The organism is Streptomyces sp. NPDC001502 (assembly GCF_042894785.1).
Classification (GTDB): domain Bacteria; phylum Actinomycetota; class Actinomycetes; order Streptomycetales; family Streptomycetaceae; genus Streptomyces; species Streptomyces kutzneri.
The window spans coordinates 117943-144243 of the sequence record NZ_JBIAVW010000021.1 but is presented as its reverse complement, the minus strand read 5'-3'; the positions used below and the strand labels follow the sequence as shown (position 1 = coordinate 144243).

31 protein-coding genes are annotated in these 26301 nt (G+C 71.7%); 9 read left to right on the top strand and 22 right to left on the bottom strand.

The genetic code is table 11. From position 1 onward, the window contains the following. Positions 1-204: 204 nt before the first annotated feature. On the bottom strand, positions 205-885 hold the full coding sequence (locus tag ACFY0D_RS30895; RefSeq protein ID WP_030009598.1) for a response regulator transcription factor: 681 nt from the start codon (positions 883-885) through the stop codon (positions 205-207). A gap of 41 nt (positions 886-926) precedes the next feature. Continuing rightward, entirely contained in the window at positions 927-2126 is a 1200-nt protein-coding gene (locus tag ACFY0D_RS30890) for an ATP-binding protein (protein WP_314254193.1), read from the bottom strand. A 217-nt stretch (positions 2127-2343) separates the two neighbouring features. Here ACFY0D_RS30890 and phoU point away from each other — a divergent pair, with 217 nt between their 5' ends. After that, positions 2344-3021, top strand: a complete 678-nt coding sequence (gene phoU / locus ACFY0D_RS30885) for a phosphate signaling complex protein PhoU (protein WP_030009600.1) — start codon at positions 2344-2346, stop codon at positions 3019-3021. A 169-nt stretch (positions 3022-3190) separates the two neighbouring features. Beyond that, positions 3191-3340 (top strand): hypothetical protein, encoded by a 150-nt coding sequence (locus ACFY0D_RS30880; RefSeq protein ID WP_167344738.1) that lies wholly within the window; start codon positions 3191-3193, stop codon positions 3338-3340. Between the two features lie 238 nt (positions 3341-3578). On the opposite strand, the gene ACFY0D_RS30875 is transcribed toward ACFY0D_RS30880, so the two are convergent. Continuing rightward, the gene (locus ACFY0D_RS30875; protein ID WP_390801271.1) at positions 3579-4136 is read right to left on the bottom strand and encodes a TetR/AcrR family transcriptional regulator; all 558 of its coding nucleotides are present in this window, start codon (positions 4134-4136) and stop codon (positions 3579-3581) included. Between the two features lie 97 nt (positions 4137-4233). Here ACFY0D_RS30875 and ACFY0D_RS30870 point away from each other — a divergent pair, with 97 nt between their 5' ends. Further along, positions 4234-4824: a DUF2867 domain-containing protein gene (locus ACFY0D_RS30870; protein WP_390801270.1), complete on the top strand. Its 591-nt coding sequence runs from the start codon at positions 4234-4236 to the stop codon at positions 4822-4824. Between the two features lie 77 nt (positions 4825-4901). Here the strand turns inward: ACFY0D_RS30870 and ACFY0D_RS30865 are convergent, their stop codons facing one another. Then, a complete protein-coding gene (locus tag ACFY0D_RS30865; RefSeq protein ID WP_030728436.1) occupies positions 4902-5663 on the bottom strand; it encodes a phosphoglyceromutase in 762 nt (253 codons plus the stop codon). Between the two features lie 153 nt (positions 5664-5816). Here ACFY0D_RS30865 and ACFY0D_RS30860 point away from each other — a divergent pair, with 153 nt between their 5' ends. Further along, on the top strand, positions 5817-7109 hold the full coding sequence (locus ACFY0D_RS30860; RefSeq protein ID WP_390801269.1) for an MDR family MFS transporter: 1293 nt from the start codon (positions 5817-5819) through the stop codon (positions 7107-7109). Between the two features lie 74 nt (positions 7110-7183). Here the strand turns inward: ACFY0D_RS30860 and ACFY0D_RS30855 are convergent, their stop codons facing one another. Together ACFY0D_RS30855 and mshA are read right to left on the bottom strand one after the other, a co-directional pair. Beyond that, on the bottom strand, positions 7184-7669 hold the full coding sequence (locus ACFY0D_RS30855; RefSeq protein WP_030012782.1) for a YbjN domain-containing protein: 486 nt from the start codon (positions 7667-7669) through the stop codon (positions 7184-7186). After that, positions 7662-9032: a D-inositol-3-phosphate glycosyltransferase gene (gene mshA / locus ACFY0D_RS30850; protein ID WP_390801268.1), complete on the bottom strand. Its 1371-nt coding sequence runs from the start codon at positions 9030-9032 to the stop codon at positions 7662-7664. Before mshA ends, ACFY0D_RS30855 begins: the two co-directional genes overlap by 8 nt. Before the next feature lie 230 nt (positions 9033-9262). Here mshA and ACFY0D_RS30845 point away from each other — a divergent pair, with 230 nt between their 5' ends. The 3 genes from ACFY0D_RS30845 (at position 9263) to ACFY0D_RS30835 (ending at position 13183) form a co-directional block, all read left to right on the top strand. Continuing rightward, positions 9263-10084 (top strand): class I SAM-dependent methyltransferase, encoded by an 822-nt coding sequence (locus ACFY0D_RS30845; RefSeq protein WP_390801267.1) that lies wholly within the window; start codon positions 9263-9265, stop codon positions 10082-10084. Positions 10085-10347: 263 nt separating this feature from the next. After that, entirely contained in the window at positions 10348-11388 is a 1041-nt protein-coding gene (locus tag ACFY0D_RS30840; RefSeq protein WP_390801266.1) for an NlpC/P60 family protein, read from the top strand. 394 nt (positions 11389-11782) lie between these two features. Then, on the top strand, positions 11783-13183 hold the full coding sequence (locus ACFY0D_RS30835) for a PP2C family protein-serine/threonine phosphatase (protein WP_390801265.1): 1401 nt from the start codon (positions 11783-11785) through the stop codon (positions 13181-13183). Positions 13184-13227: 44 nt separating this feature from the next. Here the strand turns inward: ACFY0D_RS30835 and ACFY0D_RS30830 are convergent, their stop codons facing one another. The 3 genes from ACFY0D_RS30830 to ACFY0D_RS30820 all read right to left on the bottom strand — a co-directional run bounded on the left by ACFY0D_RS30830 (position 13228) and on the right by ACFY0D_RS30820 (position 14654). Next, the gene (locus ACFY0D_RS30830) at positions 13228-13569 is read right to left on the bottom strand and encodes a DUF2516 family protein (protein ID WP_390801264.1); all 342 of its coding nucleotides are present in this window, start codon (positions 13567-13569) and stop codon (positions 13228-13230) included. A 141-nt stretch (positions 13570-13710) separates the two neighbouring features. Next, the gene (locus ACFY0D_RS30825; protein ID WP_390801263.1) at positions 13711-14247 is read right to left on the bottom strand and encodes a hypothetical protein; all 537 of its coding nucleotides are present in this window, start codon (positions 14245-14247) and stop codon (positions 13711-13713) included. Between the two features lie 23 nt (positions 14248-14270). Beyond that, positions 14271-14654: a helix-turn-helix domain-containing protein gene (locus ACFY0D_RS30820; protein WP_390801262.1), complete on the bottom strand. Its 384-nt coding sequence runs from the start codon at positions 14652-14654 to the stop codon at positions 14271-14273. Positions 14655-14816: 162 nt separating this feature from the next. On the opposite strand from ACFY0D_RS30820, the gene ACFY0D_RS30815 reads away from it, so the two are divergent. Then, positions 14817-15404 (top strand): hypothetical protein, encoded by a 588-nt coding sequence (locus tag ACFY0D_RS30815; RefSeq protein WP_390801261.1) that lies wholly within the window; start codon positions 14817-14819, stop codon positions 15402-15404. Here the strand turns inward: ACFY0D_RS30815 and ACFY0D_RS30810 are convergent. The 4 genes from ACFY0D_RS30810 to ACFY0D_RS30795 all read right to left on the bottom strand — a co-directional run bounded on the left by ACFY0D_RS30810 (position 15371) and on the right by ACFY0D_RS30795 (position 18672). Beyond that, positions 15371-15901: a hypothetical protein gene (locus tag ACFY0D_RS30810; RefSeq protein ID WP_390801260.1), complete on the bottom strand. Its 531-nt coding sequence runs from the start codon at positions 15899-15901 to the stop codon at positions 15371-15373. The genes ACFY0D_RS30815 and ACFY0D_RS30810 overlap by 34 nt on opposite strands. A gap of 39 nt (positions 15902-15940) precedes the next feature. Continuing rightward, complete coding sequence (locus tag ACFY0D_RS30805) at positions 15941-16750, bottom strand: putative protein N(5)-glutamine methyltransferase (RefSeq protein WP_390801259.1); 810 nt, start codon at positions 16748-16750, stop codon at positions 15941-15943. A gap of 30 nt (positions 16751-16780) precedes the next feature. After that, positions 16781-18025, bottom strand: a complete 1245-nt coding sequence (locus ACFY0D_RS30800) for a GNAT family N-acetyltransferase (RefSeq protein WP_390801258.1) — start codon at positions 18023-18025, stop codon at positions 16781-16783. 71 nt (positions 18026-18096) lie between these two features. Beyond that, on the bottom strand, positions 18097-18672 hold the full coding sequence (locus ACFY0D_RS30795; RefSeq protein WP_390801257.1) for an AmfC protein: 576 nt from the start codon (positions 18670-18672) through the stop codon (positions 18097-18099). A gap of 136 nt (positions 18673-18808) precedes the next feature. On the opposite strand from ACFY0D_RS30795, the gene dtd reads away from it, so the two are divergent. Continuing rightward, positions 18809-19234, top strand: coding sequence for a D-aminoacyl-tRNA deacylase (gene dtd / locus ACFY0D_RS30790; protein WP_384393261.1), 426 nt, complete (start codon positions 18809-18811; stop codon positions 19232-19234). Positions 19235-19270: 36 nt separating this feature from the next. Here the strand turns inward: dtd and ACFY0D_RS30785 are convergent, their stop codons facing one another. The 9 genes from ACFY0D_RS30785 to ACFY0D_RS30745 all read right to left on the bottom strand — a co-directional run bounded on the left by ACFY0D_RS30785 (position 19271) and on the right by ACFY0D_RS30745 (position 26189). Then, on the bottom strand, positions 19271-20245 hold the full coding sequence (locus ACFY0D_RS30785) for a YgfZ/GcvT domain-containing protein (protein ID WP_390801256.1): 975 nt from the start codon (positions 20243-20245) through the stop codon (positions 19271-19273). A gap of 21 nt (positions 20246-20266) precedes the next feature. Next, positions 20267-20722, bottom strand: a complete 456-nt coding sequence (locus tag ACFY0D_RS30780; RefSeq protein WP_301369596.1) for a Fur family transcriptional regulator — start codon at positions 20720-20722, stop codon at positions 20267-20269. Positions 20723-20815: 93 nt separating this feature from the next. Continuing rightward, the gene (locus ACFY0D_RS30775) at positions 20816-21388 is read right to left on the bottom strand and encodes an FABP family protein (protein ID WP_030659031.1); all 573 of its coding nucleotides are present in this window, start codon (positions 21386-21388) and stop codon (positions 20816-20818) included. Positions 21389-21725: 337 nt separating this feature from the next. Further along, a complete protein-coding gene (locus ACFY0D_RS30770; protein ID WP_390801255.1) occupies positions 21726-22730 on the bottom strand; it encodes a hypothetical protein in 1005 nt (334 codons plus the stop codon). Further along, positions 22727-23662: a hypothetical protein gene (locus ACFY0D_RS30765; protein ID WP_390801254.1), complete on the bottom strand. Its 936-nt coding sequence runs from the start codon at positions 23660-23662 to the stop codon at positions 22727-22729. Before ACFY0D_RS30765 ends, ACFY0D_RS30770 begins: the two co-directional genes overlap by 4 nt. After that, the gene (locus ACFY0D_RS30760) at positions 23659-24450 is read right to left on the bottom strand and encodes a hypothetical protein (RefSeq protein WP_390801253.1); all 792 of its coding nucleotides are present in this window, start codon (positions 24448-24450) and stop codon (positions 23659-23661) included. The genes ACFY0D_RS30765 and ACFY0D_RS30760 overlap by 4 nt, the downstream gene beginning before the upstream one ends. Before the next feature lie 113 nt (positions 24451-24563). After that, the gene (locus tag ACFY0D_RS30755; RefSeq protein WP_052875676.1) at positions 24564-24827 is read right to left on the bottom strand and encodes a DUF3099 domain-containing protein; all 264 of its coding nucleotides are present in this window, start codon (positions 24825-24827) and stop codon (positions 24564-24566) included. Between the two features lie 164 nt (positions 24828-24991). Continuing rightward, the gene (locus ACFY0D_RS30750; protein WP_030011783.1) at positions 24992-25282 is read right to left on the bottom strand and encodes a DUF1416 domain-containing protein; all 291 of its coding nucleotides are present in this window, start codon (positions 25280-25282) and stop codon (positions 24992-24994) included. A 61-nt stretch (positions 25283-25343) separates the two neighbouring features. Continuing rightward, complete coding sequence (locus tag ACFY0D_RS30745; protein ID WP_390801252.1) at positions 25344-26189, bottom strand: sulfurtransferase; 846 nt, start codon at positions 26187-26189, stop codon at positions 25344-25346. Positions 26190-26301 lie beyond the last annotated feature (112 nt).

The window sequence follows — 26301 nt, the reverse complement described above, 5'->3', positions numbered from 1 at the left end:
CCGGACCGCGCGAACGCCGTCGGCCTACGGCTCGAACTTGTAGCCGAGGCCGCGCACCGTGACCAGGTAGCGCGGCGCGCCCGGGTCCGGCTCGAACCCCATTCCGCGTGCGCCCCTCGCGCGGCGAGGCCCCGGGGGGCCTCACCGGCTTCGAGACGCTGTGCCGGCCTCCGGCCGGCCCCGGACCGCGCGAACGCCGTCGGCCTACGGCTCGAACTTGTAGCCGAGGCCGCGCACCGTGACCAGGTAGCGCGGCGCGCCCGGGTCCGGCTCGATCTTCGCGCGCAGGCGCTTGACGTGGACGTCCAGCGTCTTGGTGTCACCGACGTAGTCGGCGCCCCAGACGCGGTCGATGAGCTGCATACGGGTCAGCACACGGCCCGCGTTGCGCAGCAGCATCTCCAGCAGGTCGAACTCCTTCAGCGGGAGGTCCACCTTGCCGCCGGAGACGGTGACCACGTGGCGGTCGACGTCCATCCGTACGGGGCCGGCCTCCAGTGCTGCGGGGGTGACCTCCTCCGGTTCGCCGCGGCGGCGCAGGACCGCGCGGATGCGGGCGACCAGCTCGCGGGAGGAGAAGGGCTTGGTGACGTAGTCATCTGCTCCTATCTCCAGCCCGACGACCTTGTCGATCTCGCTGTCCTTGGCGGTCACCATGATCACGGGGACGTTGGAGCGGCCACGCAGCTGCCGGCAGACCTCCGTGCCGGGCAGGCCGGGAAGCATCAGGTCGAGGAGGACGAGGTCGGCGCCGTTGCGCTCGAACTCGTCCAGCCCGTCGGGCCCGGTCGCGGCGATGGCGACCTCGAAGCCCTCCTTGCGGAGCATGTAGGACAGGGCGTCGCTGAAGGATTCCTCATCCTCGACGACGAGCACTCGGGTCACGGAAGGACCTCCGGGGCAGGAATGGCTGGAGCGGTTCTGGGTCAGGCAGGGGTCGGGTGGGTGCGGGGGGCCGCCGCGGGGGCCGGGGCGGCTGCTTCAGGGAGTCGCAGGGTGAACGTGGAACCCTGGCCCTCCGAGCTCCATACCGACACCTCCCCGCCGTGCGAGGCCGCCACGTGCTTCACGATCGCAAGGCCCAGGCCGGTTCCTCCCGTGGCTCGGGAGCGGGCCGGGTCCACGCGGTAGAAGCGCTCGAAGATGCGCTCGCGGTCCTTTTCCGGGATGCCGATGCCCTGGTCGGTCACGGCGATCTCGATCAAGTCTCCCCCAGGAGCCGTCACCCTGCGTCCGGCGATGCCGACGCGGGTGCGGGCGGGGCTGTAGTTGACGGCGTTCTCGACCAGATTTCCGAGGGCGGCCGCGAGCTGTCCGCGGTTGCCCCAAACGCGCAGGTCGGCGGTGCCGCCCGCGGCCATGGTGATCTGCTTCGAGGACGCCGTGTGGCGGCAGCGGTCGATGGCTTCGGCGACCAGCGTGTCCACGCGTACGGGCTCGGCGTCCTCCAGCGGGTCGTCGTTCTGCACCCGGGAGAGGTCGATGAGCTCTTGCACGAGGTTGATCAGCCGGGTGGACTCGATCTGCATGCGGCCCGCGAAGCGGCTGACCGCCTCGGGGTCGTCCGCGGCGTCCATGACCGCCTCGGACAGCAGGGAGATCGCTCCGACCGGGGTCTTCAGCTCGTGGGACACGTTGGCCACGAAGTCGCGGCGTACGGCCTCGATGCGGCGGGCCTCGGTGAGGTCCTCGACCAGGAGGAGCACCAGGCGGGAGCCGAGCGGGGCGACGCGCGCCGAGACCGCGAGGGCCTCTCCCCGGCCGGTACCGCGCCGGGGCAGGTCCAGCTCGACCTGGCGTATCTCCCCGTCGCGGCGGGTGTCGCGAGCCATGTGGAGCATCGGCTCCACGGCGAGCTTGCCGCCGCGGACCAGGCCGAGGGCGTAGGCCGCCGAGCTGGCCTTGACCACCGCGTCGCCCTCGTCCAGTACGACCGCCGAGGAGCGCAGCACGGAGAGGACGGTGTCCACGCCGGGCGGCAGCACCGCGTTGAGATCGGGGCGCATGGAGCTCCGGGTGGGGCGGGCCTGGTCGCGCTCGCTCCAGCGGAACGCCAGCATCGCGATCACACCGGTGCAAAGACCGGCGATCGCTGCAGCTGCGGCGACCGCCGCGTTCACGTCCATGGATCCAGGTTAAGCAGGCACGACGACACTTCCACAGCCGTTCGGGTGGCACCTCGAACAGTCGTCGCCCAGAGTTCACCCTGGCGACGGGGTTGATTCACTTGTGGTGCCGGAGTCGGACGCGTTTGCGGCTCACCGTGTCAACGTGGGGCCGCTGGCCGCCCCGGCCCGCCCACGGGCAGTACCGCAGTAGTAGGTCGAGAGAGGGACACGAGACATGCGCGACGCGTACCACGAGGAACTGGACTCGATCGGAGAAGGCCTGGTCGAGATGGCCCGGCTCGTCGGCTCCGCGATCGGGCGGGCCACGACGTCCATGCTCGACGCCGACCTGAAGCTCGCCGAGAGCGTCATCGCCGCCGACCAGAAGGTCGACGACCTCCAGCACGACCTGGAGGCCCGCGCCATCGCCCTCCTGGCGCGCCAGCAGCCGGTCGCCACCGACCTGCGCATCGTCGTGACCTCCCTGCGGATGAGCGCCGACCTGGAGCGCAGCGGTGACCTCGCCCAGCACGTGGCGAAGCTCGCCCGGCTGCGCTTCCCGGACCGGGCCGTGCCGCGGGACCTGCACGCCACCATCCTGGAGATGGGGCAGCTGGCGCAGCGCCTGATGGCGAAGGCCGCCGAGGTGATCATCACGAAGGACGTCGACCTCGCCCTCCAGCTGGAGCAGGACGACGACGAGATGGACCAGCTGCACCGCACGCTGTTCCAGCACCTGATGGACGACCGCTGGAAGCACGGCATCGAGACGGCCGTGGACGTGACCCTGCTGGGCCGCTACTACGAGCGCTTCGCGGACCACGCGGTGTCGGTGGCCAAGCGCGTGGTCTACCTGGTCACGGGTGAGCACGCGGACGACCTCCAGCAGCCGACCCAGGTCGAGGGCGTCTGACACCGGCTCCGGAAGCGGGGAATCCGGAAGAAGGGCATCCGGACCGCGGGGCACACCGAGCCCCAATGCGCCGTTGACGCGCCCGTACCGCTGGGCATGAATGAGGGCGAGGGCGGTCGTCGTACGAAGTCCCGTATGCCGCGGGGCACCGCCCCTGCGAGGAGGAACCATGCCCGATTCCCCCGTCCCCATCACCCCGGAGCAGGAGCAGCCGCCGCGGCCGGAGCCGCTGCGGCTACCGCTGCTCGCGGCCTGCGGGTGCGGCTCCGGCTGCGGCTGCGGCTGCCAGTCCGGCGCCCCCTGCCAGTGCGGCGGCTGACCGCCTCCCGCCGGCTGCACGTGCACGACGGGCCCCGTCCGAGTTCCCTCGGCCGGGGCCTTTCGCATGCGTGCGCACGGAACCGTCGCGTACACCGGCACGTCCCAGATTTTGAACATGTTCGAATCAATCTTGGAGGCTGGCGTGCCGCGAAAGACGAAATGAATGGGAGGGCGAGGACAGCGCCGCCGTCACGTTCAAGACCTTCAACGACTAGTCCGACCCCCGCGTCCGGCGCCTACCGCAGGAGCCAGTTCCGGGTCAGCTCCATGACCTCCGCGTGCGTGCGGGCACCGTGGTCGACGTGGATGAAGTGCTCGCCGATCCGCAGCGAGTAGGCCAGAAGGCAGCGGACCTCGACGTCGTCCTCGTCGGTGCAGATGTCGCGGAACAGCGAACGCAGGTACTCCATGCGCCGGTTGTCGGTACGCCGCAGCCGCTGTGCGACGCCCTCGTCGCGCCTGGCCCAGTCGCGGATCGCGAGGTCGGCCGTGGTGCCCCTGACCGGCCCGTCGGCCGACGAGGCGATCACGAACAGCCGCTCCAGCCTGGCCCGGGCGTCTCCCCCGCCGCTCTCGACCTGCTCGATCACGGCCTCGGCCACCTCGTGCTCCCAGGTGTCGAGCATCTCGGTGAGCAGTGCGCCCCGGCTGCCGAAGTACCCGTAGAAGCCGCCCTTGCTGACACCGAGCGCCTGCGCCAGCGCCTCGACGCGGACGGCCTCGGGGCCGCCGGCGGCAAGCGCCCGCAGCCCTTCCTCGATCCACTTTCCGCGCGGCGTGCGGGTCGCGCCCATACTGTGCTCCTCCTCACACGGCCTCCATCTATACGGTGCCGTATAGATGAGTGCTAGCCTCGATCTATACGGCATCGTATAGACAAGGGGCCGACCGATGAGACTCCCCAAGACCGCGTACACCTCCCGCCCCTGGCGGGTCCACGAGATCGCCGCCGACTTCCGGGTCGAGGACGTGTGGGCGCTGCCGACCCCGGGCGGGCCCGACGACCTCGCCCGCCTGGTGCGCCAGTTCGCGGGCGGCACGGGGGATCCCGTCCCCTCCCCCGTGGCGCGCGCACTCTTCGCGGTCCGCTGGAAGCTCGGCGAGCTGTTCGGCTGGGACAAGCCCGACGGCGGCATCGGCACCCGGGTCCCGACCCTGCGCGACCGTCTGCCGGCCGACCTCCGCGAGGGCGAACGGGGCCCCGACCCCCGGTCGGTCCCGTTCACCTCCGTCTTCCAGACCCACGACGAGTGGGTGGCGGAGAGCGCCAACCGGACCATGCACGGGCTGATGCACATCGGCTGGGTCCCGGACGGCGAGGGCGGCTACCGCGGCCAGATGACCGTCCTGGTGAAGCCGAACGGCCGCCTCGGCGCCCTCTACATGCTGGGCATCAAGCCCTTCCGCTACCTCGGGGTCTACCCGGCCCTGCTGCGCTCGATCGGCCGCGAATGGCAGGAGAACACCCCCACCGCGCCCTGAGGCGCGTTCACTGCGCGGGGCATGAAAATGCCTCCCGCCCGCGCCGTACGCGCAGGCGGGAGGCATGATCGCGAAGGTTACTTCTTCTTGCCCTGGTTCTTGACGGCCTCGATGGCGGCCGCTGCCGCGTCCGGGTCGAGGTAGGTGCCGCCCGGGTTCAGGGGCTTGAAGTCGGCGTCCAGTTCGTAGACGAGCGGGATGCCGGTCGGGATGTTCAGGCCCGTGATGTCGGCGTCGGAGATGCCGTCCAGGTGCTTGACCAGACCGCGCAGGGAGTTGCCGTGCGCGGCGACCAGGACCGTGCGGCCGGCCAGCAGGTCCGGGACGATGCCGTCGTACCAGTACGGCAGCATGCGCTCGACGACGTCCTTGAGGCACTCCGTGCGCGGACGCAGCTCGTTCGGGATCGACGCGTAACGCGGATCCGCGGACTGCGAGAACTCCGTACCGTCTTCCAGGACCGGCGGCGGGGTGTCGTACGAGCGGCGCCACAGCATGAACTGCTCCTCGCCGAACTCCGCGAGGGTCTGCGCCTTGTCCTTGCCCTGGAGGGCACCGTAGTGGCGCTCGTTCAGGCGCCAGGAGCGGTGCACCGGGATCCAGTGGCGGTCCGCGGCCTCCAGCGCGAGCTGCGCCGTGCGGATGGCGCGCTTCTGGAGGGACGTGTGCAGCACGTCGGGCAGCAGGCCGGCGTCCTTGAGCAGCTCACCGCCCCGGACCGCCTCCTTCTCGCCCTTCTCGGTGAGGTTGACGTCCACCCAGCCGGTGAACAGGTTCTTCGCGTTCCAGTCGCTCTCGCCGTGGCGGAGGAGGATCAGCTTGTACGGTGCGTCGGCCATGCGTACGAGCCTAGTGGACGCCCGGGGGCGCTCGCGCGCGGTGCGGGGTCCCGCCGGATTGACGGTGCGCGTCAATCGAGTGGCGCCCGGAGGCCCCTCGCTCGTAATGTGCACGCCGTACGAGTGATGCTTACACCGCCGGGGGGATCCCTTATGTCCGCTGCCCGTTTCGGACAGGCCGCCCGGGGGAGCGTCTCCGGGCTGCCCCGGGCCTTCTGGTGGCTCTGGACGAGCACGCTGGTGAACCGCCTCGGCGCCTTCGTCGCCACCTTCATGACCCTCTACCTGACCCTGGACCGGGGGTACTCGGCCTCCTTCGCCGGGCTCGTCGTCGCCCTCCACGGGCTCGGCGGTGTCGTCTCCTCGCTCGTCGCGGGGGTGATGACCGACCGGCTCGGGCGACGCCCCACCCTGCTCGCGGCCCAGACCTCGACCGCGTTCTCGGTGGCGCTGCTCGGCTTCATGGAGCACCCGGCGGCGATCGCGGCCGTGGCCCTGCTGGTCGGCGTGACCTCGAACGCCTCCCGGCCTGCGGTCGCGGCGATGATGGCGGACATCGTCCGCCCCGAGGACCGCGTACGGGCCTTCGCGCTCAACTACTGGGCCATCAACCTCGGCTTCGCCGTCAGCGCTACGGCGGCCGGCGTGATCGCGGAGTACAGCTACCTGGCCGGTTTCCTGGGCGAGGCCGCCCTGACGCTGGTCTGCGCGGTGCTGGTCTTCGTCAAGCTGCCCGAGTCCCGGCCGGAGCGGCCCGGGGGCGCGTCGGCCGCCGCCGGCGAGGAGCCCGCGATCGGGCTCGGGACGGTGCTGCGGGACGGCCGGTTCATGGGCGTGGTCGGGCTGTCGTTCCTGATCTCGCTGATCTTCACGCAGGGCTCGGTGGGCCTGCCGGTCGCGATGGGCGCCGCCGGGTTCTCCCCCGGGGACTACGGGCTGGTCGTCGCCGTGAACGGGGTGCTGATCGTGCTGCTGCAGATCCCGGTCACGGCGTTCATCGAGCGGCGCGACCCGCAGAAGCTGCTGGTGATCTCGGCGCTGCTGGCCGGGTACGGGTTCGCGCTGACGGCCTTCGCCGGACCGGTGTGGGCGTACGCGCTGACGGTGTGCGTGTGGACGCTGGCGGAGATCGTGAACTCGCCGACCCAGATGAGCCTGGTCGTACGGCTGTCTCCGGTGCACGGGCGCGGCCGCTACCAGGGGGTCTACAACCTCTCCTGGGCGGTGGCCTCGCTGGTGGCGCCGCTGATGGCGGGCCTGATGATCGACCGGTACGGGGCCGACTGGCTCTGGGGGGCCACGGGCGTGCTGGGCACGGTGGCGGCGGCCGGCTACTGGCTGCTCATGCGGCGTCTTTCCGAGGGTGATGCGGGTTCGGGTGCGGCCGTGGCGGGTGGTGCCGGCGCGGCGCGGCCGAAGCCGGTTCCGGCCGACGCCGAGGCGTAGCGCGGCCTGCGCCGCTGCCGGGGCTCCTCACCGGACCCCGCGCCTCGATCGTCGGCGAGGCTGTATTTCACCCGTTACGACGGCTGCGTCAGGTGCTTGAACGCGTCGAGGTTGAAGGTCGGCTCGCCGCGCGAGACCCGCCACTCGTACTCGCGCCGGATCGCGCTCGCGAAGCCCAGCTCCAGCAGCGTGTTGAAGGAGCCGTCAGCCGCCTCCAGGACCGTACCGAGCAGCCGGTCCAGCTCCTCCGGGTCGACGACCGACAGCGGGAGCCGGGCCGTCAGGTAGATGTCGCCGAGGCGGTCCACCGCGTACGCCATGCCGTACAGCTTGAGGTTGCGCTCCAGCAGCCAGCGGTGGACGCCCGCCTCGTTCTCGTCCGGGTGCCGGATCACGAAGGCGTTGACCGACAGCGAGTGCCGGCCGACCTTGAGCGAGCAGGTGGTGCTCAGCTTGCGGGTGCCGGGGAGCTGGACGACGTAGGACCCCGGCTCGGGGCTCTCCCAGCTCAGCTCCGCGCCGGTGAGCGCGCTCTCGATGATCTCGGCGGTGTCAGCCATGGTGGGAGCGTACGCGACGGCGATGATCATGCATGGCCGCGGTGTAGACGTCGGCCGTGCCGCTCGCCGCGGTGTCCCAGCCGAAGAACTGCGCGTGCCGCGCCGCTTGGCCGCCCATCCGGTCCGCGAGGGCCGGCTCGTCCACGAACCGCCGCAGCTCCCGTGCGTAGTCCGCCGGGTCGTGCCCGGGTACGAGGATCCCCGTGACCCCGTCGTTGACGGCGACGGGCAGCCCGCCGACCTCGGCGGCGAGCACCGGCGTACCGGCGGCCTGCGCCTCTATCGCGACGAGCCCGAAGGACTCGCTGTAGGAGGGCATGACCAGCACGGACGCCGCCCGGAACCAGTCCGCGAGGCCGTCCTGCGCGACCGGCGGGTGGAAGTGCACGAGATCGGCGATGCCGAGCTTCGCGGCGAGCTTCTGCAGGCCTTCCGGCTTGGCGAGGCCGCTGCCGCTGGGCCCGCCGACGACGGGTACGAAGAGGCGGCGGCGCAGCGAGGGGTCCTGGTCGACCATGACGGCGACGGCGCGCAGCAGGATGTCGGGGGCCTTCAGCGGCTGGATCCGCCCGGCGAAGAGGGGGATGACGGCGTCCCGCGGGAGGCCGAGGCGGGCGCGGGCGGCGGCCCGGCCGTCGCCGACGGTGAACCGGTCGAGATTCACTCCGGGGTGGACGACGGCCACCTTGGCGGGGTCGGCCTCGTAGTACCGGACGAGCTCGTCGGCCTCCTCGGCGGTGTTCGCGATGAGCCGGTCGGCGGCGGCCACGATCTGGGTCTCCCCTATGACGCGGGCGGCGGGCTCGGGCGTGTCGCCCTCGGCCAGCGCCGCGTTCTTGACCTTCGCCATGGTGTGCATGGCGTGCACGAGCGGGACGCCCCAGCGTTCGGCGGCGAGCCAGCCCACGTGGCCGGAAAGCCAGTAGTGGGAGTGGACGAGGTCGTAGTAGCCGGGGCGGTGGCCGGCCCAGGCCTGCATGACGCCGTGGGTGAAGGCGCACAGCTGGGCGGGGAGCTCCTCCTTGGCGAGTCCCTCGTAGGGACCCGCGTCCACGTGCCGTACCAGGACGCCGGGGGCCAGGTCGACCACGGGCGGCAGCCCGCCGGTGGTGGCCCGGGTGAAGATCTCGACCTCGATGTTGATCGCGGCGAGCCGCTTGGCCAGCTCGACGATGTAGACGTTCATGCCGCCGGCGTCGCCGGTGCCGGGCTGGTGCAGCGGTGAGGTGTGCACGCTGAGCATGGCCACGCGGCGCGGCTTGCGGTGGTGGCCGACGGCCGGAAGGCGCAGGCGGGGCGGCTCGTGGCGGGTGGCACGGGCGGCGGCGAGGCGGCCACTGAGGCGGGACACGTACTGGCTCAAGGGACCAGTCCTCTCGGCTCGGACGGCGCCCGCACGACGCTCGGACGGCATGACGGACCGCATGCCGGACGGCATGACGGCGAGGGCGCGGAGGACGCCCTGCAAGGAGTGCAACCCGGATGGCCGTCCCGCGCATTCCGGGGTGTCCGGTTTTCCTGGAGGTTTCCTCGTATTCAGTGCTGCGTCGGGGGATTTTCATGGTGCGCGGGCCCTCCGCTTACCCTCGGCTCATGGCCTCCCGCAGTACCCCGCCCTCCAGCCGCACGCCCGGCCGCCCTGTGGGCTCGGTGACCCGCGGGACGACCAATCCGAACCGGTTGCGCCGGATGGACCGCTGGATCGCGGCCACCCACGGGGCCGCGCTGCGGCGGGCGGACGCGCCGGTCGCGGTGGACCTGGGCTACGGGGCCGCGCCCTGGACGGCGGTCGAGCTGCTGGCGCGGCTGCGGGACGCGGCGCCACGGGTGCGGGTGGTCGGCATCGAGATCGAACCGGCGCGGGTGGCGGGGGCGAAGCCGTACGAGCGGGAGGGGCTGAGCTTCCGGCACGGCGGTTTCGAGGTGCCCCTGGACGGTGGGGCCCGCCCGGCACTGATCCGCGCGGCGAATGTATTGCGCCAATATGACGAGGAGCAGGTGGCCGAGGTGTGGGCACGGCTGTGCGGGCGGCTGGCCCCGGACGGGCTGCTGGTGGAGGGGACCTGCGACGAGATCGGGCGGCGGCACGTGTGGGTGGCGCTGGGCCCGGAGGGGGCGCGCACGGTGACGTTCGCGACCCGGCTGGGCTCCCTGGAGCGCCCCTCCGACCTGGCGGAACGGCTGCCGAAGGCGCTGATCCACCGGAACGTGCCGGGCGAGCCGGTGCACGCGTTCCTGCGCGACTTCGACCGGGCGTGGGCGGCGGCGGCTCCGTACGCCTCGTACGGGGCGCGGCAGCGCTGGATCCGGACGGCGCGGGCGCTGGCCGGCGACTGGCCGCTGGTGGACGGGCCGCGGCGGTGGCGGCAGGGGGAACTGACGCTGCCCTGGGAGGCGTTGCGCCCGATGGGGTGAACGCGGCGTGCGGTGGAACCGGGGGTGGGGGTGGTCCGTTGAACCGTGCGGGGCCGGGAATGGCGTCCGTTGGGGCGGACAAGATCGGATCGCCATCCACAAGGGTGTTGGAATTCATCGACTCGTGGCACCATCCCCGATGGCAGTGCGAAGTTACTGATGAATAGTCAGATCTGATACGGGGTCTGGCTCGGGTGCCTGGGGGGACCATGGGAGCCGCAAGGCAACGGCGAGGCGCAAGCTCTCTCGTGCTGCTGTGCACGATGGCGGTACTGACGGTGCCGGGCCTCGCGACGGGCATGGCGTACGCGGCTCCGTCGGCGCCGGCGACCCCGGCGGCTCCGGCCGCGCCCCTCCCCGAACCGGGCGGCAAGTCCCTGGAACAGGTCCGCAAGGAGATCGAGGAGCTGTACCGGCAGGCGGGCACCGCCACGGACGCCTACAACCTCGCCGAGGCCGAGACCAAGGCCCAGTCGGACAAGATCGTCGAGATCGCCAACCTCGTCGTCGCCGGCAAGGAGAGGATCACCGCCCTGAAGAACCGGGCGGGCGCCGCCGCCCGCGCCCAGTACCGCTCGGGCGGGATGCCGCCGGGCGCGCAGCTGGCGCTGAGCGACGACCCGAACCACTACCTCGACGGGGCGGGCCGGCTGCGCCAGGGCGAGAAGGCCACCTCGGGCATGCTCTCCGAACTGGACCGGACCCAGGCCGATTTGCAGCGCTACGCCCAGGAGGCGAGCGAGCGCTGGGCCACCCTGGAGGCCAACCGGGTCAAGTCGGAGGAGTCCAAGAAGCAGATCGAGGAGAAGATCAAGGCCGCCGAGGAGCTGGAGAGCAAGCTGGAGGCCGAGGAGAAGGCCCGGCTGATCCAGCTGGAGCAGGAAGCCCAGTACAAGGCGCAGACGGCATGGCTGTCGACGGGCGCGATGAAGGACGTCAACGGCGCGGCCACGGATGCGGGCAAGCGGGCCGTGCAGTTCGCCACCGCCCAGATGGGCAAGCCGTACAAATGGGGCGCCGTGGGCCCGGCGTCCTTCGACTGCTCCGGGCTGACCTCCCAGGCCTGGCTGGCGGCGGGCAAGGGCATCCCGCGCACCTCGCAGGAGCAGCTGCGGCTGCTGCCGAAGGTCGCGCTGAAGGACATGCGCCCGGGCGACCTGATCATCTACTTCGACGACGCCAGCCACGTCGGCATGTACGTCGGCGACGGCGCGATGGTCCACGCCCCGCGCCCCGGCCGGAACATCACGATGGCGGGCGCGGGCTCGATGCCGATCAAGGCAGTGGTCCGACCCGACGCGTAGCCCCTGCGGGGTCGCCCGGCGTACGTGTCCGGGCGCGGCCCCCTGCCGCTCGGCGCCCCGCCGGGGCTCCACCCCGGACCCCGCTCCTCAAACGCCGGAGGGGCTGGGAAGCACGGCGCGGGGTCCGGGGCGGAGCCCCGGTCTTTCGGCCTCCACCCCCGCGCCGGCCCGACGCGGGGGTGGAGGCAACCTCCGGGGGCTCGGACACGTCTCGCTGGACGGGACGGAACACGGCCCCGCCGTGACCTTTGTCATCCAGTGAGGCCGATTTTCCCCCGCGATAACCGCATATGCCGGAGGCCCTCACCAAGAACGGCATTCCGTTCGCCGGGCCGGGACCGCTAGGGTCTGCCGGACGAGCGCACCCTCGGGGGGAGGGAAGGAACCGGAGACGATGCCCGTACCCGTACCGCGGCAGAGGGACACCTCGGCCACGGAGAGCGGTCAGGCCGTTCTGCACACCGCCGCCCCGGCCGTAGCCGCCACGGGCGTCGCGCAAGCGACCCCTCACACGCCGCCTCAAGCGACCCCTCACACGAGCCCGCTGACCCTCCTGGTCATCGAGGACGACCCGGCAGGCGGCCTCACCGTCCCGGAGATCCTCGACGCGGACGGCCACCGCATCCGGATCCGCACCGCCCGCAACCTCACCGAGGCCGAGCGGCTGCTCACGCCCGACGTGCACTGCATCCTCCTCGACCTGTCCCTCCCGGACGCCAGCGCCCGCACGCCGGGAGCTGCGGCCAACGGGGCGGCCAATGGCTCGGCCAACGGAACCGGCGCCGCCAACGGGACCGGCACCGCCACCGCCACCGCCGTGGACCAGCTGGTCGCCCTCCGCCAGGTGCTGCGCATCGCCCCGCGCCACGCCGTCCTCGTCCTCACCGGCGAGGACGACGCCGAGCGCGCCGCCGAGGCCGTCCGGGTCGGCGCCCAGGACTTCCTCTTCCGGGACGAGCTGGACGGCCGGCTGCTGAGCCGCGCCATCCGCTACGCCGTGGAGAGAAAACGGGCGGACATCGCCCAGTACAAGCTCGCAGAATCGAAACTGCGCGCCCAGGAGAACGCCCGGCTGGAACGCGGCCTGCTCCCCACGCCCCTGCTGGAGGGCTCCGACCTCCGCTTCGCCGCCCGCTACCGCCCCGGCCGCAGCCGGGCCCTGCTCGGCGGTGACTTCTACGACACCGTCCGCACCCCCGACGGCACCGTCCACGCCATGATCGGCGACGTCTGCGGCCACGGCCCCGACGAGGCCGCGCTCGGCGTCGAGCTCCGCATCGCCTGGCGCGCCCTGACCCTGGCCGGCCTCTGCGGCGACGACCTGCTGTCCACCCTCCAGGAGGTCCTGGAGGTGGAGCGGCCGTGCGAGGAGATATTCGCGACGCTGTGCACGGTCGACATCGCCCCGGACGGACGCCGTGCCGGTCTGTGCCTGGCCGGCCATCCGGCCCCGCTGATCTCCCGGCCGGGCCGCCGCGCGCGGCTGCTCCCGTACGAGAACAGCGGCCCGGCCCTCGGGCTGCTGCCCCGGGCCCGCTGGCCGCGCCGCCAGGTGGAGCTCGGCGGCACCTGGAGCCTGATGCTCTACACCGATGGCCTGATCGAGGGCCACATCGGCGAGGGCAAGGAACGTCTGGGCCAGGACGGCATGGTCGACATGATCAACCGCCACCTGGACCGCGGTCTGAGCGGTGAGGGCCTGCTGGAGGCCTCCGTCACCGAGGCCCGCCGGCTCAACGGCGGCGAGCTGACCGACGACGTGGCCGTGGTCCTGCTCTCCCGCGCCGAGGGCTGAGCCGCGCGCCGAACGCGCCGAAGCCGTCGGCGCTCCGGGTCCGCCTACCGTCCGCCGTTGTAGGGCCCGTACGGGCCGTCGCTGCTGCTGCCGCCGCGCCGGCCGCCACCGCCGCCCGAGACCTGCTTGAGGGCCGGGCGTACGTCGACGAAGAACACGATGGTCGCGACGAGACCGGCGATCTGCAGGAACAGCATCCCCAGGAAGAAGTCCACGGCCACGGTGACGCCGAGGATGACCAGCCAGAAGGTCTTGCTCTGCTTGTCGGCCGCCCGGTACGCGTCCTCCCGCGCCACCAGGGCGAACACGAAGGCCACGACGGCGAGCACCAGCATGACGAGCCCGAGGAACGGGATCACGCCTCGATCGAACCCTTCCATCAACATCGCTTCGACCGCCTTCTCAGCTTCTGCTTCGCACTTCCGATGCCGCCCGACTCCACGCTACCGGCACAGGCCCCTTCATGAACCACAACGGGCCGGGCACCTGAAGGGTGCCCGGCCCGCCGTCGCTCATGCGGCTGCGCGTCAGCTCGCGTCGTCCGCCGTGACCACGGCCTTCTTGGCCGTGGTCTTGCGCGCGGGGGCCTTCTTCGCGACGGGCTTCTCCGCTGCGGCGGCCTCGGCGGCCGGCTCCGAAGCCGGCTCGGCCTCGGGCTCGACGGCCACGGCGATGTCGACGATCTCGGCGGAGACCTCGCCCCGCCAGTTCCGCACGGCCTGCTCGCCGTGCACGGCGACCTTGTCGTAGGTCTCCTTGGCGCGCACCGCGTACTCCGCGGCCACGCCGACACCGCGCAGCGCCAGGTCCTGGGCGGTCTCCCCGATCTTCTTCGGGTCGATCGCGCCGAGCACCTCGGCGAACTTGGCGGTGACCGCCTCCTGCACAGCCTTCGGGTCCGTGTTCTTCACGGCCTCGATGCGCGCGGGAGCCTCCGCGCGCAGCTGCTCGATCAGGTCGGGCACCTTCTTGGCCTGCTGCACGGCCAGGTCGGCGGTGCCGGCGGCGAAGTAGAGGGGAGTGGGGTCGGTGAGGGTCTTCTTCAGGTCATCGGCGATGGCCATGTGCTGGTCCTCCCGGATCAACTTCAGTTCGGCTTCGACGGCATCTCGTCGGCGGGCGCGTCGAGCGCGTTCTCCTTGCGGAACGACTCGTAGATCTGGAGCAGCACCTGCTTCTGCCGCTCGTTGATCGACGGGTCGGCGAGTATGACGGCTCGCGTCTCCACTTCGTCCGGGTCCCGCTCATCCAGGATCCCGGCCTGCACGTACAGCGTCTCCGCGGAGATCCGCAGCGCCTTGGCCAGCTGCTGCAGGATGTCCGCGCTCGGCTTGCGCAGCCCGCGCTCGATCTGGCTCAGGTACGGATTCGACACCCCCGCCTGCTCGGCCAGCTGCCGCAGCGAAAGCTGAGCCTGCCGACGCTGCTCACGGAGGTACTCGCCGAGATTTCCGACGTTGAGCGATGCCATGCTCAGATCCTGCCCGACCTTGCTAACTATTGCAAGCGACCCGCTTGCAACATCTCCCACCGGGTGGGGCGCGGTCGAGACCCTGACCTCCGCCGTCCGTCCCGCCCTTGCCGTGGCGATACTCGGTGGATCCGGTCGGGCGGGCCCCACAGGATGGGGCGCATGAGTCTGCCGCCCGTCCCGCCGGCCCCGACCGTCCCGACCGCCCCAACCATCCCGCACCGGGTGGAGTTCCTGCGCGTCCCCCACCCCGGCTTCCCGCACCTCACCGCCTGGGCCATCCGCATCGACGGCACCGACCTGCGCGTCCTCGTCGCGCAGGCGACGCGCGCGCTCTGGAGCCAGGAGCTCGACGAGGACGACGACACCCCGCAGGAGCGCGAGGAGTTCCTGCTGCGCCAGCACGCTCCGCTGCACCTGGACGACGACGCCGACGGCGCCCGGGCCCGGGCCCACTTCCTGGGCGAGGCACCACCGGAGCTCCGCGACGACAACACCGGCGCCCTGTACCTCCTGAGCTGCCCCTGCGGGATCGACGCCTGCTGGCCCCTGCTCGCCACGGTCCGCGCCACGCAGAGCGAGGTCACCTGGTCCGGCTTCCACCAGATCCACCGGCCGCAGTGGGGCGAACTGCCCCTGGGCCCGTACGTCTTCCCGCGCCCCGCCTACGACGAGGCCCTGGCCGCGCCGGTCCCGCTCGCCCAGGACCCGCTCGACTACGGGACCGAGAGCCGTACCTCCGACAGGTAGCCGGTCGGGGATCCCGCCTGCGGCAGGCTCACCCCGGGGTGCGGGCCCGCTCCGAGGGCCTCCAGCACCTCGCCGGCCGGGTACCCGAACAGGTCGACGTCGTGGAGGACCACCGGGACGGCGGACGGCCCGGCCGGTCCCGGCCCGCACCGGCCGAGGTGGACGGCTGCCAGACCGTGCCGGTCGTGGCCGGGGCGGCCGAGGCGGTCCGGGCAGTCCCCGTAGGCGAGCAGCTCCAGGCCCTCGTAGCGGGCGGTGAAGGCCCAGCCCGTCCCGCAGACCCAGGTCTCCCGCACGTCCGCCAAGGTCGCGACGGCCCACCGGGCCTCCCGCCCGGGCATGCCGAACCGCAGGACGCCGGCACGGTGCGGCAGAGCCAGACCCGTGCCGGGCAGCACGTCGAACACCTCTGGGCCGTCCGACGCCGCAGCCGGTTCGCCCGGTGCCGACAGCAGCCCCGCGCGCTCCGCCTCCGCAGGCCCCCCGCTCCCCGTCATGCCCCCACCCTACGAAGGCCCGAGGGCCACCGGGCCGTGTCAGGCCGTGCCGATGACCACCGTCGCGTACAGCTCCTCCGAGGTCACCGCCCGCACCGCGAGGCCCGCCGAGGTCAGGGCCGAGGCCGTCGACGGGCACTGGCGGGCGCTCGTCTCGATCAGCAGGTGGCCGCCCGGGGCCAGCCAGGGCAGCGCCCCCGCCGCCACCCGGCGGTGGATGTCCAGGCCGTCGGCCCCGCCGTCCAGCGAGACCAGCGGCTCGTGGTCCCGCGCCTCCGACGGCATGAGGACGATCTCCTCCGTCGGCACGTACGGGGCGTTGACCACCAGCACGTCCACCCGGCCGCGCAGCGAGGACGGGAGCGCCGCGTACAGGTCGCCCTCCCACACCCGGCCGCCGTACGGGGCCACGTTGCGCCGCGCGTACACCAGCGCCGCCGGGTCGATGTCCGCCGCGTGCAGCTCCACGCCGCCCGGCAGTTGCGCGGCCACCGCCGCGCCCAGGGCGCCGACCCCACAGCACAGGTCCAGTACCACCGCGCCGGGCCGGGCCAGCGCCACCGCCTCCCGCACCAGGAACTCGGTGCGCCGGCGCGGTACGAAGGCCCCCGCACCGACCTCCATGCGCAGCCCGCAGAACTCCGCCCAGCCGACGACGTGTTCCAGGGGTTCGCCGCCCACCCGGCGGGCCAGCAGCCGCGCCAGGTGGTCCGCGTCGGTGGCGGCCCCGGTCAGCAGTTCCGCCTCCTCCTCCGCGAAGACGCAGCCCGCCGCACGCAGGGATTCCACAAGTGATGTCACAGAGTTCAGTCCTCGGTCCTCGGTCCTCGGTCTTCGGCCGGCGGCCATCGGCCATCGGTACGCAGTTGTCCCAGGCCCTCAGAAGATGTCGGGGCACCACGGGCGGCGCGCGGTACGGAACACCGCGTCGGCCAGCACGACCGCCCCCGGACGTTCCTCCGTGACCCGTCCCAGCGCGGCCAGCCGCACCGCGGACGCGTCCCCCAGGTACAAGGATCCCAGCACGGCCACGTCCAGCCGCAGGTCCGCCGCCTCCTCGGTCCGGTCGCACACGCCGGTGCCCGCGTCCAGCCGGTAGCGGCCGGCCGCCGGCCCCGTCTCGTCCGTGACCTCCAGGACGAGCACCCCGGGCACCTCGTACGTCCGCGCGCCCAGCGCCCGTACGACGTCCAGCAGCCGCACCCACAGGAAGTCCGATGAGGTGACGATCCGGGCCGCACGCGGGTCGGGCAGCAGCTGCGGGACGAGGTCGTCGGGGGCCCGGTAGCCGGTGCGGACCTTCAGCACCCAGTCGATCGAGCACAGGAACTGCCACAGTGCCCGCTCCGCCTGCGGGGTGACCGCCAGCAGGTCCTTGACCTGCACGGTGTTCTGCGGAAGCTTCGCGTCCGTCCAGTGGTCGTCGGCGCTGTAGACGGCGAGGCCGGCCACCTCCCCCTCCGCCGTCCGGTACACGGCATGGAACTTGTCCTGGTAGGGGCGGTACGACCACTGCTCCAGGCCGGTCGCCAGGCTCCACCAGCGCTCGTCCCGGTTCACGGCCCCGGGCGTCATCGCCCGCAGGCGCTCGTGCAGCTCGGGCCCCACCCGCCGCAGCTCCTCGATGTCCACCAGCTCGATCCGCCCGCCGTCCACGGGCACCGACAGCCGCCGGTCGAGCCCGGTGCGCGCCACGTCGATCTCCCACTCCGCGAGGGAGGTGGCGGGCCCGAACCCGTACCGCCCGTAGATCGGGTACTCGGCGGCGATCAGCGTGGCGAGCGCGTCGCCGCGCGCCTCGGCGGCGGCGAACTCCGCGGCCATCATCCGGGTCAGCAGGCCCTGGCGGCGGTGGGTGGGCAGCACGCCCACGCTGGAGATCGCGGTGGTGCGGACGGCCGCCCCGCCGGGCACGGTCAGCTCCTGCGGGAAGGAGCGCAGGGCGGCCACGCAGCGACCGCTGTCAGGGTCGAACGCCCCCTGAGTCCGGGAGAAGTCGCAGTACTTGGCGCGCTGGGCTATGTCGGCCTCGGTCACCCGGGAGATGGTCAGGAAACCGGTGTGCACGGTGCGCACCCAGTCGGGGAGTTCGGATTCGGCGATCGGCCGGACGTCAGCACTCATAGCCGCCCACGCTAATCTCCCGGCCGCCGGCGGTCGCCCGAATTTTCTCCGCCGGTTCTCCACCCCGGTCGCTACGCCAGCAGGTCGTCCACCTGCGCCTCGCCCTCCCGGTACCGCCGGGTGATCTCCGCGCTGCAGTCGTCCACCGTGCGCTGGAGCTGCTGGCGGCGCCGTGAGACCTGCTGCTCGTAACGCACCAGCCGCCCCATCCCGTCGTGCAGTTCGCCGTCCGTACGGGCGCCCAGGTCCGAGAGCTCCACGTCGGCCAGCATCTCCGCGGCCAGCAGCCGGTACTCCTCACTGTGCGGGGTGCCGAGCGTGACGTGCCGGGCGGAGGCGCTGCGGCTGGACGGGGCGTCGGCGAGGATCACCGAGAGCCGGTCCACCACCGGCGCCTCGGGGTCCGTCCGCCGGGCCAGCTCCGCCCGCAGGATGTCGATGCGGCCCTGGAGCAGTCTGCGCACGTAGCTCAGATCGGCCTCGTCGCGCTGCGCGTCACGGCGCAGCGCGCGCAGTTCCGGCAGCCCGAGTGCGGTGGTCGGGCTCGGCGGCCCCTGCGTCTCGGCCGTGCGCTGCGCGGGCGGTCGTACCGCGGCAGCTGCGACGGAAGTGGGTGATGCAGGTACGGAGGTACCAGAAGTATTCATGCGTTCGGGTCCGTCCCCTCGACCGGTGCGGCGTACCCGCACCGCCTGCGTGCATCGTGCCACTCCCCGTGGCCCCCACGCAGTCCCACTCCACCCGATCGGCCCCGGACGGGTGCAAGCCTGGTACACAGGTGGTATGCGAGCAGTGGTGCAGAGGGTGGACGGCGCGAGCGTCGTCGTGGGCGGCGAGACCGTGGGCGAGATCGTCGGCGAGGGGTTGTGCGTGCTGGTGGGGGCGACCCACGACGACACCCCGGAGAAGGCGGAGCTGCTGGCCCGCAAACTGTGGTCCGTACGGATCCTGGAGGGCGAGAAGTCCTGCAGCGACAACGGCGCACCGCTGCTGGTGATCTCCCAGTTCACGCTCTACGGCGATGCCCGCAAGGGCCGCCGCCCCACCTGGAACGCGGCGGCTCCAGGTCCGGTGGCCGAGCCGCTGGTCGACGAGGTCGTGGCGCAGCTGCGCGCGCTGGGTGCGACGGTGGAGACGGGCCGGTTCGGCGCGGACATGCGGGTCTCGCTGACCAATCACGGCCCGTTCACCATCGTCATCGACATCTGAGACGTCCGAACCGTCCGAGACATCCGACCGCAGCGGTCAGGGCGCTACGACGACCTCCTGCGCGGCGGCCGTCTTCCCGGCCAGCAGCGGCGCGTCGACCGGCACGTTCCGCTTGACCAGCGCGAGCGCGATCGGGCCCAGCTCGTGGTGGCGGACGGCCGTGGTCACGAAGCCCAGCTGACGGCCCTCCTCGCCGTCCGAGGCGAGCCGCACCGGCGTGCCGTGCGCCGGGAGCAGCACCTCCGAGCCGTCCAGGTGCAGGAAGACCAGGCGGCGCGGCGGCTTCCCCAGGTTGTGGACGCGGGCGACCGTCTCCTGGCCGCGGTAGCAGCCCTTCTGCAGGTGCACGGCGGTGCCGATCCAGCCCAGCTCGTGCGGGATGGTGCGGTGGTCGGTCTCCTGGCCGAGCCGCGGCCGGTGCGCCTCGACGCGCAGGGCCTCGTACGCGAGCAGGCCCGCGGCCGGGCCGTGCGCGGCGGCGAAGGACTCCAGCTCGGCGCGGGGCAGGAGGACGTCCCGGCCGTACGCGGTCTCCCGGACGATGTGCTCCTTGTCCTGGGTGACCTCGGCGATGGAGCCGGCCGGCAGGTGCACGACCGCGAACTCCTCGGTGCGGTCGGCGACTTCGACGCGGTAGAAGAACTTCATGGACTCCAGGTAGGCGATCAGCTCGCCCTGGGTACCCGGCTCCACGTGCGCCCACGTGGTCTCGCCGTCGTCGACGAGGTAGAGCGCGTGCTCGATGTGCCCGTTGGCGGAGAGGATCAGCGCCTCGGTGGCCTGCCCGGCGGGCAGCTCGGTGAGGTGCTGGGTGAGCAGCAGGTGCAGCCAGCTCAGGCGCTCCGGCCCGCTGACGGTGACGACTCCGCGGTGTGAGAGGTCGACGAAGCCGCGCCCCTCCGCGAGGGTGCGCTGTTCGCCGTACAGCTCGCCGTAGTGGGCGGCGACGCCCTCGTCACGGCCTTCGGCCGGTACGGCGCCGGGGAGATGGAGCAAAGGGCTGCTGGTCATGGGACCAAGCGTACGACCCTGCTATGCCTGAGCGGCACGCTGCTTGGCAGCGCATTTGCGGCACAGCCCGAAGATCGCGAAGTGCTTCATGTCGGTCTCGAAGCCGAAGGTGGTACGGAGCTTCGCCGTGAACTCGGCGGCGATGTCCACGTCCGCCTCGATGACCTCGGCGCAGTCGCGGCAGACCAGGTGGATGTGGTGGTGCCGGTCGGCGAGGTGGTAGGTGGGGGCTCCGTGCCCGAGGTGGGCGTGCGAGACCAGCTTGAGCTCCTCCAGGAGCTCAAGGGTGCGGTAGACGGTGGAGATGTTGACCCCGGAGGCGGTCTTGCGTACCTCGGCGAGGATCTCGTCCGGGGTGGCGTGCTCCAGGGCGTCGACCGCTTCGAGCACGAGCTGGCGCTGCGGTGTCAGCCGGTATCCGCGCTGCCGCAGGTCGCTCTTCCAGTCAGAGCTTTCGGTGTCCACGCTGCTCCCCACCCGGCCAGTGTATGCGCGCGAAGGGGACCACGGGCGTTCCCGCGGTCCCCTTTCGCACAGCCTTGCGTACAGCGTTGAGTACAGCCTGTGGACTCAGCGGAAGAAGGCGATGCCGTCGTCCGGCATGTCCGGGAGGTTGCGCGCCATCTCGGCGACCTCCTCGGGCGTGACGACCTTCTTCAGCTGGGCCGACATGTACGGACGCAGCTCGACGTCCGGGGTGGCCTTCTCGCCGACCCACATGAGGTCGCTCTTCACGTAGCCGTAGAGCCGCTTGCCGCCGCTGTACGGGCCGGAGGCCGCGGTACGGGCGACCGCGTCGGTGACCAGGTCGATCTGGGGCTTCTGGTCGGCGAGCTCGCCGTACCAGACCTCGACGACGCCCTGGTCACGGACCATGACGATCTCGACCTTGCGGTCCTTGTCGATGCGCCAGTAGCCCGACTCGGACTCCAGCGGGCGCACCTTGTTGCCCTCGGCGTCGAGGACCCAGGTGTGGGAGGTGTACTCCAGGAAGTCCCGGCCGTCGTGGCTGAAGACGACCTCCTGGCCGAAGTTGCACTTCTCCTCACCGGGGAAGTCGAAGACTCCCGCACCCTCCCAGTTGCCGAGGAGGAAGGCGAGGGGGACGAGGCCCGGGTTCAGGTCGGACGGGATCTGGATCATGAATGGCTGCTCAGGCGATCTGTGGGAGGGGTTCCGGGGCGGTCTGCTGGGCGGATGCTCAGCGCTGACCCTGGTACAGCTTCTTGACGGCCAGGCCGGTGAAGGCCATGACGCCGACGCAGACCAGGACCAGCAGGGAGGTGAAGACTGCCTCAAGCACGGGGTGCTCCTCGGAATTCGTTCGGGGGGTACGGGCCGGTTCCCCAGCCTACTGGCCCGGGGCCGGGCGCACTGTGTGAGGTGGCCCGTACCCCGGCAGCCGGCCCGGCTGCGGCCCGGCTCCGGCCCGGCTGCGGCCCGGCTGCGGCCCGGCTGCCGGCCGGCTGCCGGCCGGCGGTCAGCTCAGCAGCTGGCTCTGCAGGATCACCGACTGGTGGAAGGTGACGGGGGCCACCTCGCCCTTGCGGGTCTGGATGACCATGCCCAGGACATCACCCGTCCGGAGGCACCCGATCTTGGTCTGCTCCTCGCCGAGGAAGGGCTTCACCTCCTGGTACACGCTGAGGTCGGTGCCGTCGAAGTTGGCCGCCCCCGGGAAGTCCAGCGTGGTGCTGTTCATCTGCGTGTTCTTGGCCTTGCTCCAGACGTCGTCCAGGTCCAGGGCCGAGATGCCGTTGAACCGCGCGTTGGTGTCGCAGCCCTTGAACGCGTCCACGAAGCCGGACGAGTGGAAGCGCAGCAGGTACACGTGCGTACGCGTGCCGTCCGCCGTGGTCCAGCCCCGGCCGGTGATCTGCCGCAGCCCGTCCCATTCGAGGGACTTCTTCAGCTTCTCGCGGGCCTCGGGCGTGTACTCCTCCAGGAAGGTGTCGGCCGACACCGCCCCGTCCTTGTCCGCCTTGACCGCGTCGTCGGCCTTGGCGCCCTCGGGAGCGGGCAGGAGCAGGCCGGTGAGCGGCGCGTAGTGCGTCCCGTCCTTGTTGTCCGGGCCCTGGGGCACCGGGGCGCCGGCGGGCAGCGCGGGCCGGGACAGCACCGGGAACGTCCAGCGGCCGTCGTCCTCGGTGGACAGGCCCGGGATGTCGGTGCGCTCGGGCTGGGTGATCCCGTACGCGACCCCCGTGCCGACGACCGCGAAGACGGCGACGGCGGCGGTCCAGCGCAGGGCGGCGAACAGCCCCCGCCGGTCCTTGGGCGGGGCGGGCGGGGCGGCCCCGGGGCTGGGCTCGGTCGCGGCCTCGGGGGCTTCCGGGGCTTCCGGGGCCTCTGTGACCTCTGCGACCGCCTCGGTGGCCGCCTCGGTCGCCTCCGGGGCGGGCGCGTTAGCGGGCGCGGGAGCGGGCGCGGACGTGGGCTCAGCCTCGGGCGTGGGCACGGCGGCGGTGTCGGTCTGCTCGCTCACGCGGACTCTCCGGGGGACTTGAGGTGGTCGAGTTGCTGCTTGAAGAGGCCCACGGCGTCCTTCACCGCGAATCCCTTGGTCCCGTACATCCGGAAACTCACCATGACGTCTCCCTCGACGGCCAGGCAGTCGAGGGCTTCGATCTGGTCCTTCTTCTTGCCCTCCTTGCTCTCCCTCTCGATGACGATGGGGTCCACCGAGCACTTGGCCTGGGGGTAGCCGTCCACCTTCGGCGCGTCGCCGTCGGAACCGACGAGTTCGATGAGCTTGTTGGTGAACTCACCGAACTTGGCGAGCTGCGCCGGGTCGGCCTGGAGGAGCTCGATCTCGGCGGTCGCGTTCCCGTCCCCGTCCCTGCGCGAGTAGCTGCGTCCGGCCAGACCCTTGAGCTTCAGGTCGGCGAAGGCCTTGTCCCGCTCGGCGCGCTCGCTGCTGGACAGACCCGTACGGGCTTCCTTGAAGCTCTCCAGCGCCCGCTCGCCCGACAGGAAGTAGTAGTTGCCTTCCTTGTCGATGTCGGGGCCGGCCCAGTAGTTGTCGGGCAGCGGCAGCAGCTTGCCCGTGAGCGCGTTCGGGGGCACGGACGGCACGGGTGCCTGGGTACCGCCCGTCGTGTGGTCCTCCGCCAGCCAGTACCGAGTCGGCGAGGTCCGGTCCGCGTCCTTGAGCGCGAGCGCGGCGCCGACGCCGGCGCCCGCGAGGACGACGACACCCACGGCCGCCGCCACCAGCTTGACCACCTTGCGGTTCGCCTTGCGCGCGGGACCGGCGGCGTCCTGCGGCTGCTCCTGCCCGGGCGGGGCCGCTGCGTCGGCCTCGACCCCGGCCTCGGTCACGACACCGGTCACGGCCTCGGACTCGGCCTTGACCTCGGCCTTGACCTCGGTCACGGCCTCCGTCTCGGCCCCGGTCACGTTCTGCTGCTCGCTCACAGCCGCTCCATCTGTCGCTTGACCAGCTCGACCAGGACGTTCTCGTCGATCTCGCCGCGGTTGTTCGTGTACTTGACGCTCATCACGATGTCGCCGCGCCGGACGACGGCACGGGCCCCCAGGAGCGGGTGGTAGCCGGGCTCCTCGTGCGCCTTCGAGTTGATCCACAGCTGCCCGAAGTCCTCGGGAACACCCGGAACCTCCTTGCCCGCGTTGCCCGCGAACTTCTTGGTGGGCATGTACTCCTCGATGCCCTTCTGGAAGTCCTCGGCTCCGTCGCGGTCGTGGAACTGGAGCAGGTTGATCTCGACGAAGTTCCGGTCGGACTCGGACCACTGCGCGCTGGCGATGCTCTGGACCCGGTCGGAGATGAGGCCGCCGAGACCGCCGGAGGGGTCCTCGAAGTACCCCGCGGAGAACTCGTCGACGGAAGCGCTGCCCCAGAACTCGGTCTTCGCCCCGCCCGGCACGTCCAGCAGCTTCTTGGCCAGTTCCTCGTCCGCCTTGTGCCAGCGGTTGGCGTTGATCGAGCGCCGGGTCGTGGCGTCGCCCATCGCCTGCGGCTGCGGCGCTGCCATCTCCTGCTGGGCCAGCGGCGGCAGCGGGGTGGGCTCGCGGTGGTACTGGACCGCGTAGCCGGTGATCGTCCCGGCCAGGACGCCGAGCACGGCCGCGCCCGCGATCAGGAGAGCCGTGCGCCCCACCCGGCGGCGCGGGACCGAAGTGTCCGGCTCCGGTGCACTCTCCCCCTCTTTCCGCTGCTCCGGGATGGTCTGTTCGTGTTCCAAAGGGGTCCCCCACAGGACTGCAGGCGCAGGCTGATTACCCGCGCGTACCCCATGACCCACACCGCGAGGGAGCAGTTGTACGAACGAAGATCACATTCTCGTCTCGTGAGGTTTCAATCCTCGTGCCGCCGCTTTCCGTCCAGTTCGTCCCACCACTCGTCGGACTTCGGGTCGCCCGACGGGTCGTCCCACCAGCGGTCGTCCGGTCCGCGCCGGTTGGCGATCATCGCGGCGACCGGCGGAATGACCATGGCGACCACGCACATCGCCACCGCCGCCTCGACCGACCACAGGCGCACGACGGCCCAGGCGGAGACGAAGAGGACCAGGCATCCGCCCATGAGCAGGAAGTAGGCGCGCCGGCGCCGGGCGTACATGCCTCCAGCGTAGGTCCGGCGCCCCCGCGCGCAAGGGGGCGGAGGGAGGGGACGGACGTGGACGGACGCGGACGGCACGAAGGGCCGCACCCCGTTCCAGTGGCGTCCAACCCCCGGGGGTGCGGCCCTTCGGCCGTTCGATCAGGCGATCACATGTGCGGTGCTCAGACCGCGATCGCCACGTCCGTCACGCCGCCGGCCTCGGCGACGACCACGGCACGGTCCGCCTGGGCACCCGGGACGAGCGCCCGCAGCGTCCAGGAGCCGGTGGCGGCGTAGAAGCGGAACTGGCCGGTCGCCGAGGTCGGGACCTCCGCGGTGAACTCGCCGGTCGAGTCCAGCAGGCGGACGTAGCCGGACACCGGCTCGCCGTCCTTGGTGATCTGGCCCTGGATGGCGGTCTCACCGGGCTTCAGCGTCGCGAGGTCGGGCCCGCCGATCTGTGCTCCACACATGTTCTCTGTCCTGTCCTAGAGAGGTCGTACTACGAGGGGCGTCGCGTGCCCGGTCGTCTGGTTACTTGTTGGCGCCGAGCTCGATCGGCACACCGACGAGCGAGCCGTACTCGGTCCACGAACCGTCGTAGTTCTTGACGTTCTCCTGGCCCAGGAGCTCGTGCAGCACGAACCACGTGAGCGCGGAGCGCTCACCGATGCGGCAGTAGGCGATGGTGTCCTTCGCCAGATCGACCTGCTCCGCCTGGTAGAGGGCGGTCAGCTCGTCGTCCGACTTGAAGGTGCCGTCGTCGTTGGCGTTCTTCGACCACGGGATGTTGCGGGCGCTCGGCACGTGGCCGGGGCGCTGCGACTGCTCCTGCGGCAGGTGCGCCGGGGCGAGCAGCTTGCCGGAGAACTCGTCGGGCGAACGGACGTCGACCAGGTTCAGGGAGCCGATCGCGGCCACGACGTCGTCGCGGAAGGCGCGGATGGAGGTGTCCTGGGCCTTGGCCTTGTACGCGGTGGCCGGGCGGTTCGGGACGTCCTTGCCGTCGACCAGGTCGCGGGAGTCGAGCTCCCACTTCTTGCGGCCGCCGTCGAGGAGCTTCACGTCCTGGTGGCCGTAGAGCTTGAAGTACCAGTAGGCGTAGGACGCGAACCAGTTGTTGTTGCCGCCGTAGAGGACGACGGTGTCGTCGTTGGAGATGCCCTTGGCCGAGAGGAGCTTCTCGAAGCCCTCCTGGTCCACGAAGTCGCGGCGGACCGGGTCCTGGAGGTCGGTCTTCCAGTCGATCCGGACGGCGTTGGTGATGTGGTTCTTGTCGTACGCGGACGTGTCCTCGTCCACCTCGACGATGACGACATTGTCGTCGTTCAGGTGGGCCTCGACCCAGTCGGCGTCTACGAGGACGTCGCTGCGGCTCATGATGTTCTCCTCCGGGGCAGTGTGCGGCGGGGCGGTGCGGGTGACGCGTACTGCGTGCCTGCGGGTGCACTCAAGGTCCTGCGCGGGGAGGCGTCAGGGGTTCAGGAGGCTG

Excerpts from the sequence above, each read along its gene's own strand:
- ACFY0D_RS30775 (WP_030659031.1), bottom strand. The coding sequence starts at position 21,388 with ATGATCCAGATCCCGTCCGACCTGAACCCGGGCCTCGTCCCCCTCGCC.
- ACFY0D_RS30805 (WP_390801259.1), bottom strand. The coding sequence starts at position 16,750 with ATGGCCGCCGGCCGAAGACCGAGGACCGAGGACCGAGGACTGAACTCT.
- ACFY0D_RS30810 (WP_390801260.1), bottom strand. The coding sequence starts at position 15,901 with ATGACGGGGAGCGGGGGGCCTGCGGAGGCGGAGCGCGCGGGGCTGCTG.
- ACFY0D_RS30890 (WP_314254193.1), bottom strand. The coding sequence starts at position 2,126 with ATGGACGTGAACGCGGCGGTCGCCGCAGCTGCAGCGATCGCCGGTCTT.
- ACFY0D_RS30865 (WP_030728436.1), bottom strand. The coding sequence starts at position 5,663 with ATGGCCGACGCACCGTACAAGCTGATCCTCCTCCGCCACGGCGAGAGC.
- ACFY0D_RS30830 (WP_390801264.1), bottom strand. The coding sequence starts at position 13,569 with ATGTTGATGGAAGGGTTCGATCGAGGCGTGATCCCGTTCCTCGGGCTC.
- ACFY0D_RS30840 (WP_390801266.1), top strand. The coding sequence starts at position 10,348 with ATGGCGGTACTGACGGTGCCGGGCCTCGCGACGGGCATGGCGTACGCG.
- ACFY0D_RS30820 (WP_390801262.1), bottom strand. The coding sequence starts at position 14,654 with ATGGCATCGCTCAACGTCGGAAATCTCGGCGAGTACCTCCGTGAGCAG.
- ACFY0D_RS30875 (WP_390801271.1), bottom strand. The coding sequence starts at position 4,136 with ATGGGCGCGACCCGCACGCCGCGCGGAAAGTGGATCGAGGAAGGGCTG.
- phoU (WP_030009600.1), top strand. The coding sequence starts at position 2,344 with ATGCGCGACGCGTACCACGAGGAACTGGACTCGATCGGAGAAGGCCTG.
- ACFY0D_RS30835 (WP_390801265.1), top strand. The coding sequence starts at position 11,783 with ATGCCCGTACCCGTACCGCGGCAGAGGGACACCTCGGCCACGGAGAGC.
- ACFY0D_RS30825 (WP_390801263.1), bottom strand. The coding sequence starts at position 14,247 with ATGGCCATCGCCGATGACCTGAAGAAGACCCTCACCGACCCCACTCCC.
- ACFY0D_RS30795 (WP_390801257.1), bottom strand. The coding sequence starts at position 18,672 with ATGAATACTTCTGGTACCTCCGTACCTGCATCACCCACTTCCGTCGCA.
- ACFY0D_RS30845 (WP_390801267.1), top strand. The coding sequence starts at position 9,263 with ATGGCCTCCCGCAGTACCCCGCCCTCCAGCCGCACGCCCGGCCGCCCT.
- dtd (WP_384393261.1), top strand. The coding sequence starts at position 18,809 with ATGCGAGCAGTGGTGCAGAGGGTGGACGGCGCGAGCGTCGTCGTGGGC.
- ACFY0D_RS30785 (WP_390801256.1), bottom strand. The coding sequence starts at position 20,245 with ATGACCAGCAGCCCTTTGCTCCATCTCCCCGGCGCCGTACCGGCCGAA.
- ACFY0D_RS30855 (WP_030012782.1), bottom strand. The coding sequence starts at position 7,669 with ATGGCTGACACCGCCGAGATCATCGAGAGCGCGCTCACCGGCGCGGAG.
- ACFY0D_RS30880 (WP_167344738.1), top strand. The coding sequence starts at position 3,191 with ATGCCCGATTCCCCCGTCCCCATCACCCCGGAGCAGGAGCAGCCGCCG.
- ACFY0D_RS30870 (WP_390801270.1), top strand. The coding sequence starts at position 4,234 with ATGAGACTCCCCAAGACCGCGTACACCTCCCGCCCCTGGCGGGTCCAC.
- ACFY0D_RS30815 (WP_390801261.1), top strand. The coding sequence starts at position 14,817 with ATGAGTCTGCCGCCCGTCCCGCCGGCCCCGACCGTCCCGACCGCCCCA.
- ACFY0D_RS30860 (WP_390801269.1), top strand. The coding sequence starts at position 5,817 with ATGTCCGCTGCCCGTTTCGGACAGGCCGCCCGGGGGAGCGTCTCCGGG.
- ACFY0D_RS30800 (WP_390801258.1), bottom strand. The coding sequence starts at position 18,025 with ATGAGTGCTGACGTCCGGCCGATCGCCGAATCCGAACTCCCCGACTGG.
- ACFY0D_RS30750 (WP_030011783.1), bottom strand. The coding sequence starts at position 25,282 with ATGTGTGGAGCACAGATCGGCGGGCCCGACCTCGCGACGCTGAAGCCC.
- ACFY0D_RS30755 (WP_052875676.1), bottom strand. The coding sequence starts at position 24,827 with ATGTACGCCCGGCGCCGGCGCGCCTACTTCCTGCTCATGGGCGGATGC.
- ACFY0D_RS30745 (WP_390801252.1), bottom strand. The coding sequence starts at position 26,189 with ATGAGCCGCAGCGACGTCCTCGTAGACGCCGACTGGGTCGAGGCCCAC.